10 protein-coding genes are annotated in these 13897 nt (G+C 68.3%); 4 read left to right on the top strand and 6 right to left on the bottom strand.

Annotated elements, in window-relative coordinates:
* Window positions 1-9 precede the first annotated feature (9 nt).
* Both adh and ABZW60_RS38230 read left to right on the top strand, forming a co-directional pair.
* Complete coding sequence (gene adh, locus ABZW60_RS38225) at window positions 10-1533, top strand: aldehyde dehydrogenase (protein WP_355485443.1); 1524 nt, start codon at window positions 10-12, stop codon at window positions 1531-1533.
* Window positions 1534-1911 (top strand): DUF779 domain-containing protein, encoded by a 378-nt coding sequence (locus ABZW60_RS38230; RefSeq protein WP_355485445.1) that lies wholly within the window; start codon window positions 1534-1536, stop codon window positions 1909-1911. It begins immediately after the preceding gene.
* Between the two features lie 46 nt (window positions 1912-1957).
* Here ABZW60_RS38230 and ABZW60_RS38235 read toward each other — a convergent pair whose 3' ends face one another.
* From ABZW60_RS38235 to ABZW60_RS38260, 6 genes are read right to left on the bottom strand one after another with little or no spacing between them, the layout of a single operon-like run.
* On the bottom strand, window positions 1958-2440 hold the full coding sequence (locus tag ABZW60_RS38235) for a hypothetical protein (protein WP_355485447.1): 483 nt from the start codon (window positions 2438-2440) through the stop codon (window positions 1958-1960).
* Window positions 2441-2456: 16 nt separating this feature from the next.
* Window positions 2457-4928 (bottom strand): GH116 family glycosyl-hydrolase, encoded by a 2472-nt coding sequence (locus ABZW60_RS38240; RefSeq protein ID WP_355485449.1) that lies wholly within the window; start codon window positions 4926-4928, stop codon window positions 2457-2459.
* On the bottom strand, window positions 4912-5541 hold the full coding sequence (locus ABZW60_RS38245; protein WP_355485451.1) for a hypothetical protein: 630 nt from the start codon (window positions 5539-5541) through the stop codon (window positions 4912-4914). The genes ABZW60_RS38240 and ABZW60_RS38245 overlap by 17 nt, the downstream gene beginning before the upstream one ends.
* Window positions 5538-6350: a carbohydrate ABC transporter permease gene (locus tag ABZW60_RS38250; RefSeq protein WP_355485453.1), complete on the bottom strand. Its 813-nt coding sequence runs from the start codon at window positions 6348-6350 to the stop codon at window positions 5538-5540. The genes ABZW60_RS38245 and ABZW60_RS38250 overlap by 4 nt, the downstream gene beginning before the upstream one ends.
* Window positions 6347-7153 (bottom strand): sugar ABC transporter permease, encoded by an 807-nt coding sequence (locus ABZW60_RS38255; protein WP_355485455.1) that lies wholly within the window; start codon window positions 7151-7153, stop codon window positions 6347-6349. The genes ABZW60_RS38250 and ABZW60_RS38255 overlap by 4 nt, the downstream gene beginning before the upstream one ends.
* 56 nt (window positions 7154-7209) lie before the next feature.
* Window positions 7210-8508 (bottom strand): extracellular solute-binding protein, encoded by a 1299-nt coding sequence (locus ABZW60_RS38260; protein ID WP_355485457.1) that lies wholly within the window; start codon window positions 8506-8508, stop codon window positions 7210-7212.
* Between the two features lie 322 nt (window positions 8509-8830).
* On the opposite strand from ABZW60_RS38260, the gene ABZW60_RS38265 reads away from it, so the two are divergent.
* Window positions 8831-10027, top strand: coding sequence for a hypothetical protein (locus ABZW60_RS38265; RefSeq protein ID WP_355485459.1), 1197 nt, complete (start codon window positions 8831-8833; stop codon window positions 10025-10027).
* Window positions 10028-10301: 274 nt separating this feature from the next.
* Window positions 10302-13154, top strand: coding sequence for a M36 family metallopeptidase (locus ABZW60_RS38270; protein WP_355485460.1), 2853 nt, complete (start codon window positions 10302-10304; stop codon window positions 13152-13154).
* Window positions 13155-13897 lie beyond the last annotated feature (743 nt).

Genomic DNA, 13897 nt, shown 5'->3' on the forward strand with positions numbered 1-13897 from the left:
GGAGGACCCATGACGATCTTCGCAGCTCCCGGGCAGGATGGCAGCCCGGTCACGTACAAAACGCGCTACGAGCACTACATCGGCGGCGAATGGGTGCCGCCGGTCAAGGGCCGGTACTTCGAGAACCCGACGCCGGTCACGGGACAGAACTTCACCGAGATCGCCCGCGGTACGGCGGAGGACGTCGAGGCCGCGCTGGACGCCGCGCACGGCGCCGCGCCGGGCTGGGGACGGACGTCGCCGGCTGAGCGGGCGAACATCCTGAACAAGATCGCCGACCGGATCGAGGCCAACCTCGAACTGCTCGCGGTCGCCGAGAGCTGGGACAACGGCAAGGCCGTCCGCGAGACGCTGGCCGCCGACCTGCCGCTGGCGATCGACCACTTCCGGTACTTCGCCGGCGCGCTGCGGGCCCAGGAGGGCTCGGTGTCGGTGATCGACGACGACACGATCGCCTACCACTTCCACGAGCCGCTCGGCGTGGTCGCGCAGATCATCCCGTGGAACTTCCCGATCCTGATGGCGGTCTGGAAGCTGGCGCCCGCGCTGGCGGCCGGCAACGCCGTCGTCCTCAAGCCGGCCGAGCAGACGCCCGCCTCCATTCACGTCCTGATGGAGCTGATCCACGACCTGCTGCCGCCGGGTGTGGTCAACATCGTCAACGGGTTCGGCGTCGAGGCCGGCAAACCGCTTGCCTCAAGCAACAGAGTCGCCAAGGTCGCGTTCACTGGTGAGACCACGACCGGCCGGCTGATCATGCAGTACGCGTCCGAGAACATCATCCCGGTGACGCTCGAGCTCGGCGGCAAGAGCCCGAACGTGTTCTTCGCCGACGTGGCGTCGTCGCGGGACGACTTCTACGACAAGGCGCTCGAGGGCTTCACGATGTTCGCGCTGAACCAGGGCGAGGTGTGCACGTGCCCGTCGCGGGCGCTGATCCAGTCGTCGATCTACGACGGCTTCCTGGGCGACGCGGTGGCCCGGACGCAGGCCATCAAGCTCGGCAACCCGCTCGACACCGACACGATGATGGGCGCGCAGGCCAGCAACGACCAGTACGAGAAGATCCTCGCCTACATCGAGATCGGTCGCGCCGAGGGCGCTCGGGTGCTCACCGGCGGGGCGCGCGCCGAGCTGGACGGCGACCTGGCCGGCGGGTACTACATCCAGCCGACGGTGTTCGAGGGCGACAACAAGATGCGGATCTTCCAGGAGGAGATCTTCGGCCCGGTGGTCGCGGTGACGAGGTTCGACGACTACGCCGACGCGATGAAGATCGCCAACGACACCCTGTACGGGCTCGGGGCCGGGGTCTGGTCGCGGGACATCAACACGGCGTACCGGGCCGGCCGGGAGATCCAGGCCGGGCGGGTCTGGACGAACAACTATCACGCGTACCCGGCGCACGCGGCGTTCGGCGGGTACAAGAACTCCGGCATCGGCCGCGAGAACCACAAGATGATGCTCGACCACTACCAGCAGACCAAGAACCTGCTGGTCAGCTACAGCCCTTCGAAGCTCGGGTTCTTCTGAGTGGTCGACAAGGTGCTGCTCACCGACGAGGCGGCGGAGTGGTTGCGCAGCCTCACCGAGATGCACGGTCCGCTGATGTTCCACCAGTCCGGTGGCTGCTGCGACGGCAGCGCGCCGATGTGCTACCCGGACGGGGAATTTCGTACGGGGTCGGCGGACGTGCATCTCGGTGACCTGGCCGTCGACGGCGTGGACCGCCCGATCGGCTTCTGGATGTCCGCGAGCCAGTACGAGTACTGGAAGCACACCCAGCTCACCGTCGACGTGGTGAAAGGCCGCGGCAGCGGATTCTCCGTGGAAGCCCCCGAAGGCATCCGCTTCCTGATCCGCTCCCGCCTCTTCACCGACCAAGAGTCCGCAGACCTCGGACTCCTCTGACGGAGTGCCGACCGTCCGGTGGCGTTGCCGGACGGCCGGCACTCTCCTATTCCTTCAGCACGGCGGCGTAGATCGCGGAACTGTCCCGGTCGGAGTTTGCGTCCTTCCGGCGCAGGATCTCGAGCCGTTGCTCGTCTGTTGCGGCCTTGAGTTTCAGCGCATCGGCCACATGCGGGCGGTCGACGACGTGCAGCCAGAAGGTCAGGTCGATCTTCCAGGTGTCGGTGTGCAGCACTGCGTAGAACCGCTCGTCGGTCACAGCCGGAGTAGGGCGCCGGTCGCCCCGCTCGTCCCTGAAGTCCACGCTGCGCAGTTCCACGACTCGCGCCAGGGACATCAGACCGTGCAGGACTGTCGCCGCATTTGCGTCGGGTGCGTCGAACATGACGTCCAGGTCGCGGTCGACCATCAGGCCGGAGAGAGCACTGCCGATCAGGACCGGCTGCCAGGGGAAGGCGGTGCCGAGGTCCAGGTGGTGGTAGAGGTCCTGGGCCTCGGCCTGCAGTGCCTGGGCACGTTCGACCAACATAGGTCGACGGTAGGGGTCAGGTTGTTGCGATCACCACGGGTTTTCCGGGGTGGATCGGGGCGTCGATCGGGTGGGTGGTGCCGTCGACCGTGATTGCTCGTAGGTCGAGGTGTCCTGCGTGGCAGGCGAGGGTGAGGGCGCCTGAGGTGTAAGTGGCGGTGGCCCAGCCGGTGTTGGTGACGAAGGGGGTGCTCCAGGACTCGCTGGTGCGGGCCAGGTCGAGTGGGGCGAAGGTGACCGCTCGGGTGAGTCCGTTGAAGCGGTAGCCGGTGAGGGCTTCCAGGACGGACCAGCCGGCGGCATTGCGGATGTAGTGGTCGCCGCATTCGATGGGGTTGAACGGGTTGCGGCGGGTGCCGTCGTACCTGGCCCAGAGACCCTGCAGGATGGACATGGCCTCATCGGTGAGGCCATCGTAAAGGCAGTGCGCAGCGACCTGGTACTCGGAGCCGGTCCAGACCTCGTCGCAGTAGCGCGTGGGGACGTCGGGGCGGCCGCCGTGTGGCCAGGTGCACATCAGGAGGCCGGTATCGTCGCCGTCGGCGAAGACGCGGTACGGGTGCTCGAAGTCGTGGAAGCCGGTGCGCAGGTTGTGCCGGACGACGTTGCGCAACGCCGTACGGACGTGGTCCTCCGGGAGCAGGTAACCGAGGTCGAGCTGGTGTGCCCACCACTGCCCGATCAGCTGGTCCGCCAGGCAGCCGTCGCCCCACTGGAAGTCGCGGGTCTCGTCCGGATCCAGGATCTGCCGGTAGTACTCGCCGGTGAACAGCAGCTCGTCGTACGCCGTGCTGCCCGCGTCGAACAGACCGCGGTACTCCTTGCCGTCCTCACCGAGCAGCACCGCCATCTCCTCGGCAGCACGCAGCGCGGCCAGCCACAGCGTGCCCATGAACGAGTTGACGCCACACAGGTCGATGTCGTGCGTGCTGGGCTGGATGCCACGCAGTACGCCGTCCTGCAGCCACTTGCCGTGGATGTGGTCGAGCAGGCGTACGACGTTGGGCCAGCGTTCGCCCAGCCAGTCCAGACCGGCGCCTTGCCGGACCTCACGGTAAGTCTTGAGGACCGCGCCGAGCATGCCGTCCAGAGCGGGCTCTTCCGGGCCTCCGATCACCACGTCCCACAGCTGCTTCATATAGAGCGGTGCGCGGACGCGGTGCGGGATGTACCCCGCAGGCGCCTGCATGACGTCGTACTCCGTGTCACGCATGTTCTGCTCGAGCGACGGGAAGAGGCGGGAGAGCGTCTGCTCGTAGTTCCACACGTGCGTGCAGTTGAGCGGACAGGAGCCGCCGTACCGCCCGCCCCACATCGCCGTGGACGCACCGAGCACGCCTTCGAAGCCCAGTACGTCGCCGGCCGCGGTCTGGAACACGGTTGGACTCCGTACGTCGGCCACGAGCGCAGCGAGCCGCGCACCGGCCTCACCCGGCAGGCTGCTCGCCTCGAATGCCTGGGTCCACGCGGTGGTCTGTGCGAGCAGCTCGGCCCAGTCGGCGATGAAGGACTCGGCCGCGGCGACAGCGTCCGGCGTACGGCGGGTGTACGCGTTGCCCAGCCAGAAGCGGCTGTGACCGTACTCCGGGTGCGGGCCGAACTGGTTGAAGTCGACATATCGGTTCGGGAAGTGCCACGCGATCAGGAACCGGACCTGCTTGGTCTCACCCGGCTCCAGATTGAACGGGACAGCAAGCCCGCCGTTCCACGTGCTCCCAGGCGCACTAGCACCGCTCGCCGCGGACACCGGCCCATTGAGAAAGGCGACGAACTCCTCAGGCCGAGCCCACTGCGCACACACCAGGCCGGGGCCGTCAGTCGCAAGCACGAGCTGCCCTGATCCGGGGTGGTCCGCCGGCAGCCCGCCGTTCTCCATCACCACGGACGTCCAGCCGTCGGCCGTCCGCGCGCGGTTGGTGTTGCCGCCGTACAGGCCGCAGGAGACGCCGTCGACGGGCGTGACGCCGTCCCAGCCGACCGAGTTCTGCAGGGCTCCGGCGAGCTTGCCGTGGACCGCGATGTCACCAGGGTTGTGCAGCGTGAACGTGAACCCGACAACGGGCTGCGAACTGGCAGCCGCGTCGGACGGCACCAGCGGGTTGAACACGTCGAGGCTCAGCTGGATCGGCAGGTCTGTCTCGTACTCCACATTGGCCTGCGGATACGTGGCGGTCACCGTGGTCGGGCCGATCGGTGGGACGACGTCACGCAGTCGCCGCTCGGCAGCCGGCACCACGTCGTCGGTGACGAGTGGTGTGTCGGTGGGCTCCGCCGCTGCACCCTGGAGGAGGCGGATCTCGTCCAGCGGCGGCTCCACGCGGGACAGGCGGAGCGCGAAGAAGCTGTCCGGCACGTGGCCTTCGTGGTTGCCGATGTTGTGCAGCTGCCACTGCCGGAGCGCGCCGTTGCCGGCCAGCGCCACAGTGCCGGTGCCGAGACCTCCCAGCGGGAGGGCGAAGTGCCGAAGGTTGTCACCGGTGTAGTGCATGTTTCTCCGTCCATGTACCAGCGGAGGCGAACAACGCCACCGGGCCGGGGGCGAGCAGTAGTAGGGATGCGGTCACGGAGGTGCCGAGGAGCAAGGCGACAAAGGCCAGTGCGAGTACGCCGAGGGGCACCAGCGGGGCCTTTGCCACCAGGTGGAGCGCGGTGACCCAGAGCCTCTTACCGCGCAACCCCGTGGTCACACGCAGGCTGAAGGCATGACAGGAGCCGAGCAGGGCGAGCACACTCGCGCAGCCGCTGACAGCCAGCGGGATCGCGAAGACCGCGCTGGTACTGAGCTGCCAGTTGAGCAGCGCCAGCGCGCCGATGACGGCCGGCACACAGGCGACCTCGAGACCGGCCAGGGCGTGGCGCTTGAGGTTCTGGAGGAGTAGCAGGACACCCCCGCGATCCTCGCGGACGATGGAGTCGGTTGTTGCAGTCACGGCGGCCCACGTCGGTCCGACCAGTACGGCGCCCAGCAAAAGGCTGACAGGAGACAGGCCGGGGCTGACGAGGACGACGAGGCCGGAGGACACGCAGACCAGGACTCCCGCTGCAACCAGGACCGGCAGCTCGTGCCACAAAGCCCTGAAGGCCTGGGGAAGGTAGGTCATGCGCGCAGGCCCGTCGACGCGATCGAGGCGATGAAGGACCGCTGGAAGATCAGGAACAGTACAAGGATCGGCAGCACGACCAGTGTGATGGCGGCGAACAGTACGACGGCCGGCCCGCCGCCGACCGCGCCCTGCAGCGAGACCAGGCCGACCGGCAGCGTCATCTTCTCGGGCGACGACAGGAAGATGTACGGCCAGAAGAAGTTGTTCCACGACGCCTCGAAAACGAAGATGCCGAGGGCCGTCAGGCCGGGCCGCGCCAGCGGCAGGATGACCCGGAACAGGATCCAGAAGTGCCCGGCGCCGTCCATGATCGCCGCCTCGTCCAGCTCGCGCGGGATCGACGCGATGTACTGGCGCAGGAAGAAGATGCCGAACACGTTCACCAGCGCGGGCAACCAGATCGCCACCGTGGTGTCCACCAGGTGCAGCCAGCGCATCATGATGAAGATCGGTACGACGGTCAGCTGCACCGGCACCACCAGCGCCGCGAGCAGCACCGAGAAGATCTGGTCCCGCCCGGGGAACCGCAGCCGGTTGAACGCGTACGCCGCGAGCGCGCTGGTCAGCAGCGCGCCGGCCGTCGTGAGGACTGCGATCTGCAGGCTGTTCCACGCCATCTGCGCGAACGGGATCAGGTCCGGCACCTGCTCGAAGTTCTGCAACGTCGGCGGCCGCGGGATCCACCGCGGCGGCAACTGGAACGCGTCGATCGGCTCGGACAGGGCGTTGACGATCAGCCACACCAGCGGCGCGATCATCAGCATCCCGCCGAGCACCAGCACGAGGTCGAGCAGCTTGCCCCTCACTGGTGCACCCACCGGCGCGACAGGCGGAACTGCAGGCCGGTCACGGCCATGATCACCACGAACAGCACGAGCGACAGTGCCGCGGCGTACCCGACCTCGAAGGACTGGAAGCCCTTCTCGTAGGTGTACTGCACGATGCTGCGGGTCGCGCCGTCCGGACCGCCCTGGGTCATGATCACCATCGGGTCGAAGATCTGGAACGCGCCGATGAACGTGATCACGGTGGCGAAGAAGATCGTCGGCGACATCACCGGCAGTGTCACGCCCCAGAACCGCCACCACGCGTTCGCACCGTCCACCCGGGCCGCCTCGTGCAGTTGCGCCGGCACGGTCTGCAGGCCGGCCAGCAGAATGATGAACGTGTACCCGATCGTGTGCCACCAGTCGACCACGATCAGCGTCGGCAGCGCCCAGGTCGGGGAGGCCAGCCAGTTCGTCGTCGCCGAGAGGTAGTAGTTCGCCGGCCCGAACGCCGGGTCCAGGACGTACTTCCAGATCAGCGCGACCGCGGCCCACGAGACCAGGAACGGGAAGAAGTACGCCGTCCGCACGAAGTACTTCGTCCCCCGCGTCATTGTCCGGTGGACGCCGAGCGCGAGCAGCATACCGAGCCCGATGTGGGTGACCACCGACGCGAGCGCGAAGACGAAGGTGTTGACCACCGCGCGGACGGTCGCCGAGTCGGTCACCAGTTGCCGGAAGTTGTCCAGGCCGGCGAACTCCGGCGTACTCAGCAGGTCCCAGTGGAACAGGCTGAGGCCGAAGGCGGCGACCAGGGGGAGCGCGACGAAGGCCAGGAACAACAGGACTGCCGGGCTGATGAACAGGTAGCCCGGCAGCCAGTCGCGGCGTTGGGGTTTCAGACCAATCCCTCCAGCGTCGTCTGCGCCTTGCCGAGCGCGTCGGCCGGCGCGGCGTTGCCGGTCAGGACCTGCTTCCAGCCGTCCTCGATCGCCTTCTGGACCGCGGCGCCCTTGTCCGGCGACGGGATCGGCGTCGCGTAGCTGAGCGCCTGGTACAGGTACTCGGTGCCCTTCGGCGCGTCGGTGAGGAACGACTGGCTGTTCGCGATCGACTTGCGCGCCGGGACGATGGTGCCGCCGAGCTGGGCGAACGTCGACGAGCCTTCCTTGGAGATCAGGAACTTGATGAACGTCCAGGCGTCGTCCTTCTTCTTCGACGCCTTCAGGATCGGGTACCCGTTCCAGCCGACCGGCGAGCCCTGCGCGACCTTCGCCGGCCACGGCACGATGCCCATCTTCGTGGTCGCCTTCAGGTTCCGGATGCTGATGATCGGCCAGCGGCCGCCGCCGAACATCGCCAGCTTGCCCTGCGCGGCCGCGGTGAACGCGTCGAACGTGCCGCCCGGCGGCGGCGACAGCTTGTCCGCGACCAGCTTCCGGTTGAACTCGGCCGCCTCGATCACCTTCGGGTCGTCGTACGTCGGCGTCGACCAGTCCTCGGAGAAGCTGCTGGTCCCGTTGGTGAGCAGCCACGGCATGATCGCGGCGAAGTAGGCCGAGTCCGCGGCGTACCCGAAGGCGCCGGTCTTGGCCTTGATCTGCTCGCAGGCGTGCCGGAAGTCGTCCCAGGTCCATTTCGCGGTCGGCTCGGGTACGCCGGCCTTCGCGAACAGCTCCTTCGAGTACCACATGCACATCGTGTTGAACTCGCCCGGCAGATAGTACGTCTTGCCGTCGGTGGAGGCGTACTTCTTGTCCCACTCGATCAGGTTCGGGTCCATGTCGGCGTAGTAGTCGTCGATCGTCGACTGGTCCTTCTTGATGTAGTCGTCGAGCGGCGCGAGCAGGCCCTTGGACGCGAACAGCCGCTGGCCCTCGGTGGCGATCTGGATCACGTCCGGCACCTGGCCGCCGGCGATCCGGGTGGAGAGCTTGTTGAAGAAGTCGCCCCAGTTCGACAGCGGGATGCCCTCGGCCTTGAGCTTGATCTCCGGGTGCTGCTCGGTGAACTTCGCGAACAGCTTGTTCCAGGTCGCCTGCTGCTCGGCCGTACCCATGTAGACGAACGACAGCTCCTTGGTGGACGCGCCGCCACCCCCGCTGCCGCCGCCTCCGCACGCGGCCAGCGAGGCGGCGAGCGCCGTACCGCCGGTGGCCTGGAGGAACCTTCGCCGACTGAGCAGGGGGTGATCCATGAGCGGACCTCTCTGGCGGGAAATCGATTTCTCCGGAGCATAGTCCTGCGGGGTGAAACGGTGTCAAGGGTCGGGCGCCGGGAAACTCACGGGGAAACCTTCACCGCCGCGCGAGCGGAGCGGCGGCTGCGATCACGCGGGAAATCGGGGTCCACCGGTGCGGGTGTCACGGATTCGCCCATGACATTTGTCAGCGGTCCGATCGCTGGCCTCCGTGCGCCCGGCGGGCGCACGATGCGATCACCCCCAAATCACGCCGGCCTCCGCCCACCGGCCGAACGGGACCGCGACGCGGAGGCCTGCCGAAACTCGAGGAGTCCAGTTGAGGCAAGGGATTCTCGTGTCCGCCCTGAGCGCCGGCGCACTGGCCGTCGTAGGACTGACCGCATCGGGAGCCGCAGCGGCCCCGACCCCGTACACCGCCGGGAAGCATGCCGCCAAGGTCTGCTCGGCGACGACGGCCGCGCACACCGCGGTCTGCGACGCGATCAAGCTGGTGAACGACAAGGGCGTCGCGCCCGCGTCCACCACGCCGCCGTCGACCGGCCTGACGCCGAGCGGCCTGCGGGACGCATACAAGCTGAACGGCCTGAGCGCCGGCGGCCGGACGGTCGCCATCGTCGACGCGTACGGCTATCCGAACCTGGAGCGCGACCTCGGCGTCTACCGGTCCCAGTTCGGCCTGTCGGCGTGTACGACGGCCAACGGCTGCCTGCGGATCATCAACCAGACCGGCGGGACGTCGCTGCCGCGGTTCAACGCCGGCTGGGCCGGTGAGCAGGCGCTCGACGTGGACGCCGTCTCGGCCGCGGCGCCGGACGCGAAGATCGTCGTCGTCCAGGCCAACTCGGCGAGCTTCGCCGACCTCGGCACCGCGGTCGTGACGGCGTCCAAGCAGCCGGGCGTCGTTGCCATCTCCAACAGCTACGGCGGCGGCGACGCGTCCGACGCGACGTACGGCAGCTACTACAACCACCCGGGCATCGCGGTCACCGCGTCGACCGGCGACAACGGGTACCAGGGCGGCAGCTACCCGGCGTCCTCGTCGTACACCACGGCCGTCGGCGGTACGTCGTTGGTTGCCGCCAGCAACTCCAGGGGCTGGAGCGAGTCCGTGTGGAGCGGCGCCGGGTCGGGCTGCTCGTCGTACAACACGGCGCTGAGCGCCGCGGCGTCGTTCGGCACCGGGTGCTCGAAGCGCGCGATGGCCGACGTGTCCGCGGCCGCCGACCCGTCGAAGGGCGGGATGGCGATCTACTACCCGACCAGCAAGACGGCGTCGACCTGGGCGCAGTTCGGCGGGACGAGTGAGGCCGCGCCGATCATCGCGGCGGTCTACGCGCTGTCCGGCAACACCGCCGGGTACGCGAACGCGTTGCCGTACGCCCACCCGGGCTCGCTGTTCGACGTGACGAGCGGCAGCAACGGCTCGTGCCCGACGACGCAGTGGTGCAACGCCCGCACCGGCTGGGACGGCCCGACCGGCCTCGGTACGCCGAACGGCGCCGGGGCGTTCTGAGGAACACTGCGGGTGATCGGGTCGTGGCTACGTGCAACGGCCCGATCACTAGCGGTACTGTTCCGAGCACGAAGGACAACCCTCGACTCTACGACAATCCGGTGATTTCCCTTCCCCGGAACCCCCCGCGGAATTAAGGTCAGCCCCCGGGACGGGTCGTGGAGGGCGACCCGCAGACACACGAACTCCATGGAGATTTGCTGTGACAACATCACGCAGAGGGCGGGGGCTCCTGGCAGTCTCCGCCGTCTCCGCCGCCGCCACTGTGCTGGCGATGACCGCCGGTGGGGCGGACGCCGCACAGACGGCCGGTGCCGAGGGCAAGAAGCCCGCGCAGACCGAGAAGCAGGACGCCGGGAAGGAGCGGAAGGGCAACTTCGACGCCCGGACGCCGAACGCCCGCACCACCTATGCCCGTTCCGCCAAGGTCGAGGGCAAGGAGACCGCGGCGGCCAAGAAGTTCCGCGACTCGCTCGGCACCCAGGGTGTCGTCGAGGTCGACCCGAACACCGGCACCCCGGCCCAGGTCACCAAGCTGAACGGTTTCCTCACCGGCAAGAGCGCCAAGAAGGCCACGGACGTTGCCCTCGGCTACGTCAAGGCGCACCCGGAGGTCTTCAAGCTCTCCGACGCCGACCTCGGCACGCTGAAGCTGCGCAAGGACTACGTCGACGACCTCGGTACCCACCACATCTTCTGGACCCAGGTGGTCGACGGCGTCGAGGTGTTCGGCAACGGCCTGAAGGCCAACGTCACCAAGAACGGCCAGCTGATCTCCGTGATGGGCTCGCCGGTCGCCGGCCTGACCGCCGCCGCGCAGACCCGCTCCGCCGAGGCCGCGCCGAAGGTCTCCGCCGCCGGCGCCCGCAGCGCCGCGATCAAGGACGCCGGCGGTAGCGCCAAGTCCGCGACCGCGAGCACCTCCGGGGTCAGCACGAAGTTCAGCAACGGCGACACCGCCAAGCAGGTGTGGTTCCACACCGCCGACGGGCTGCGCAAGGGCTGGCTGACCTACACCAACTCCGGCGGCACCAAGATCTACAGCCACGTCGTCGACGCCCAGACCGGTGCCACGCTGTACCGCAAGGACCTGGTCAGCGAGGGCAACGGCGACGCGCTGGTCCAGGACAACTACCCGGGCGCGCCCAAGGGCGGCACCCAGCGGGTCGAGAACCTGATCTACAACAAGTGGCTGCCCAAGAACGCGAAGACCCTCCTCGACGGTACGTCGGTCGCGGCCTGGGCGGACGTCAACGACGACAACCAGCCGAACGGCGGCGAGACGGTCAAGGTGCCCGGCACCAAGACCGGCGCCGAGTACAAGCTGACCACGTTCCCGAGCTCGTCGTCGTTCTGCTCGACCTCGTACGTCTGCACCTGGGACCCGGCGAAGCCGGACTCCTGGAAGACGAACATGAACCAGGACGTCACCAACGCGTTCTACCTGGCCAGCAACTTCCACGACTGGCTGGCGAAGGCGCCGATCAGCTTCACCCCGGCGGCCGGCTCGTTCGACGCCGCGGGCGGCGACCCGGTGCTGCTGAACGCGCTGGACGGCGCGGCCACCGCCGCGAACGGCGGCCCGGACGCCAACCACATCGACAACGCGAACATGTCGACCCCGCCGGACGGCACGCCGCCGACCATGCAGATGTACCTGTGGCACCAGCCGGGCGCGACTGACGAGCAGGACCCGTGGGTCCCGGCCAGCGGCGCCAACGACGCCAGCATCCTGTACCACGAGTACACCCACGGTCTGTCGAACCGCCTGGTCGTCGACCCCACCGGCAACTCGACGCTGAACAGCATCCAGGCCGGCTCGATGGGTGAGGCGTGGAGCGACTTCTACGCCATGGACTACCTGGTCTCGCACGGCCTGGAGAAGGACACCACCGCTCCGGGTGAGGTCCTCGAGGGCAAGTACGTCTCGCACGGCGAGCTGTTCCGCACCCAGGCGATCGACTGCCGGGTGAAGGCGGTCAGCCCGAACTGCGTCCAGCCCGACGGTTCGAAGGGCGGCTACACCTACGCCGACTTCCCGACCATCGGCGGCGCGCCCGAGGTGCACGCCTCCGGAGAGGTCTGGGCACAGACCCTGTGGGACCTGCGCGAGCGCTTCGGCCGTAGCTACGCGGTCAGCATCATCACCCGCGCGATGGAGTTGTCGCCGAACGACCCGACGATGCTCGACATGCGCAACGCGATCGTCCAGGCCGACCTGGTCGCCAGCGGCGGCAAGAACGCCGACGTCATCTGGACCGTGTTCGCCAACCGCGGCATGGGCTGGTACGCCGGTGTCGTGGACGGCGGCGACGCCTTCCCGGCGGAGGACTTCCACAAGCCGCCGACAGGCGCCACCACGACGCTCAGCGGCAAGGTGACCGACAAGGACACCGGCGCTCCGGTGGCCGGCGCGCTCGTCTACGTCGGCGGTCACTCGTCCGGCTACGCCGGCGACTACGCGGGCACCACGGATGCCGCAGGCAACTACAGCATCAGCAACGTGGCACCCGGCACGTACCCGAAGATCGTGGTGTCCGCACCGGGCTACGAGCTGATCGTCCAGTCCGTCAAGGTCTCCGCGGGCAGCAAGGCGAACTTCGCGCCGCGCCGCAACTGGGCGGCCGCCTCCGGTGGCGGTTCGGTCGTCGACTTCAACGGTCCGGACTTCAGCGACTTCAACTGCGGTCCGGGTGGCGCGATCGACAACGCACAGGGCACCGGCTGGGGAAGCACCACCGGTGACGACAACGGCACCCCGACCAACCAGATGGTGCCGAAGTACGTCGACATCAAGCTGCCGGCGTCGGTCACCGTCAGCGCGTTCAACGTCGACCCGTCCAACACCTGTGGCGACCCGGGCAGCGCCTCGACCGGTCAGTACCGGATCCAGACGTCGGCCGACGGCACCACCTGGGCCACCGCGGCCGAGGGCACCTTCGACGCCACCAACCGCGGCAAGTACAACCTGGTCACGCCGACCGGCAACACCACCGGCGTCCAGTACGTCCGCTTCTGGATGCTCAGCCCGCAGGTCCCGGACTTCCAGAACAACTGCCCGGCGGGCGCCTTCGGCGGCTGCCAGTTCACCGACATGACCGAGCTCCAGGTCTTCGGCACGAAGTAACCACAGCACCCCTCCCGAAAGGCCGGCCGAGCACCCGCTCGACCGGCCTTCCGGCTTTCCAGCACCCCACGCGCGCTTCGCAGGCGCCTACTTCGTCGCTGCGCTCCTGAGCGTGTCCGCTGCGCGCGCTCCCACCCACCCTCCGCTTGGCGCGGTGCATCCGTTTCCAGCCATCGCCGGCGCACTTCCGCCTGGCGCCGGGAGCTACGACTGACGCCACGGGTTTCCGGCTGGCGCCAGGGGTGCTGCCGGGTGCCGCCGGCTTGTTGCGAGCTGGCGCTCGCGTGGCTGGGCAAGGGGACGGCCGTCGTCGCGAAGTCGGCGGCGAGAAGGTTGGAGCCGCGGCTAGACGGGCTGTGCGCGGAGCGCTTCGCTGGAGACTGCGTCGACGCGCAGCTCGAGGTCAGGCACGGCGGGCTGGTGTTCCGGCAGGGTGGAGCGGGCTCCTGTGTCGGTCACGGAGACGCCTGAGAGTGGAGTGACCAGAGGGACCGGGACCCCGATTCGCATTTGCACCGCATGTGCCGGTAGAGTTCCTGCTTGTTGGAGCGAGGCGCGGGACGCGGAAGCGGCCGGCCCTCCGACAGACTCCCTGAAGGTCTTGGATGCCGAAGTACGCCTTGGCGGGCTTCGGACACTGGGTCGTGCGGGGGGACTGGGTCGAAAAGAGCCGATTTGACCGGCTGGAATCGGGTCAGTAAAGTTGGGCGAGTTGCCCCGGGGCTTCGAGCGAAAGTGCGAAG

The sequence above is a fragment of the Kribbella sp. NPDC003557 genome, from assembly GCF_040610805.1.
In the GTDB taxonomy this organism is placed as follows: Bacteria; Actinomycetota; Actinomycetes; order Propionibacteriales; family Kribbellaceae; genus Kribbella.

What these genes read in the sequence shown, in the direction of transcription:
- ABZW60_RS38240 (WP_355485449.1), bottom strand. Translation starts at nt 4,928, where the DNA reads ATGCACTACACCGGTGACAACCTTCGGCACTTCGCCCTCCCGCTGGGA.
- adh (WP_355485443.1), top strand. Translation starts at nt 10, where the DNA reads ATGACGATCTTCGCAGCTCCCGGGCAGGATGGCAGCCCGGTCACGTAC.
- ABZW60_RS38260 (WP_355485457.1), bottom strand. Translation starts at nt 8,508, where the DNA reads ATGGATCACCCCCTGCTCAGTCGGCGAAGGTTCCTCCAGGCCACCGGC.
- ABZW60_RS38235 (WP_355485447.1), bottom strand. Translation starts at nt 2,440, where the DNA reads ATGTTGGTCGAACGTGCCCAGGCACTGCAGGCCGAGGCCCAGGACCTC.
- ABZW60_RS38270 (WP_355485460.1), top strand. Translation starts at nt 10,302, where the DNA reads ATGACCGCCGGTGGGGCGGACGCCGCACAGACGGCCGGTGCCGAGGGC.
- ABZW60_RS38245 (WP_355485451.1), bottom strand. Translation starts at nt 5,541, where the DNA reads ATGACCTACCTTCCCCAGGCCTTCAGGGCTTTGTGGCACGAGCTGCCG.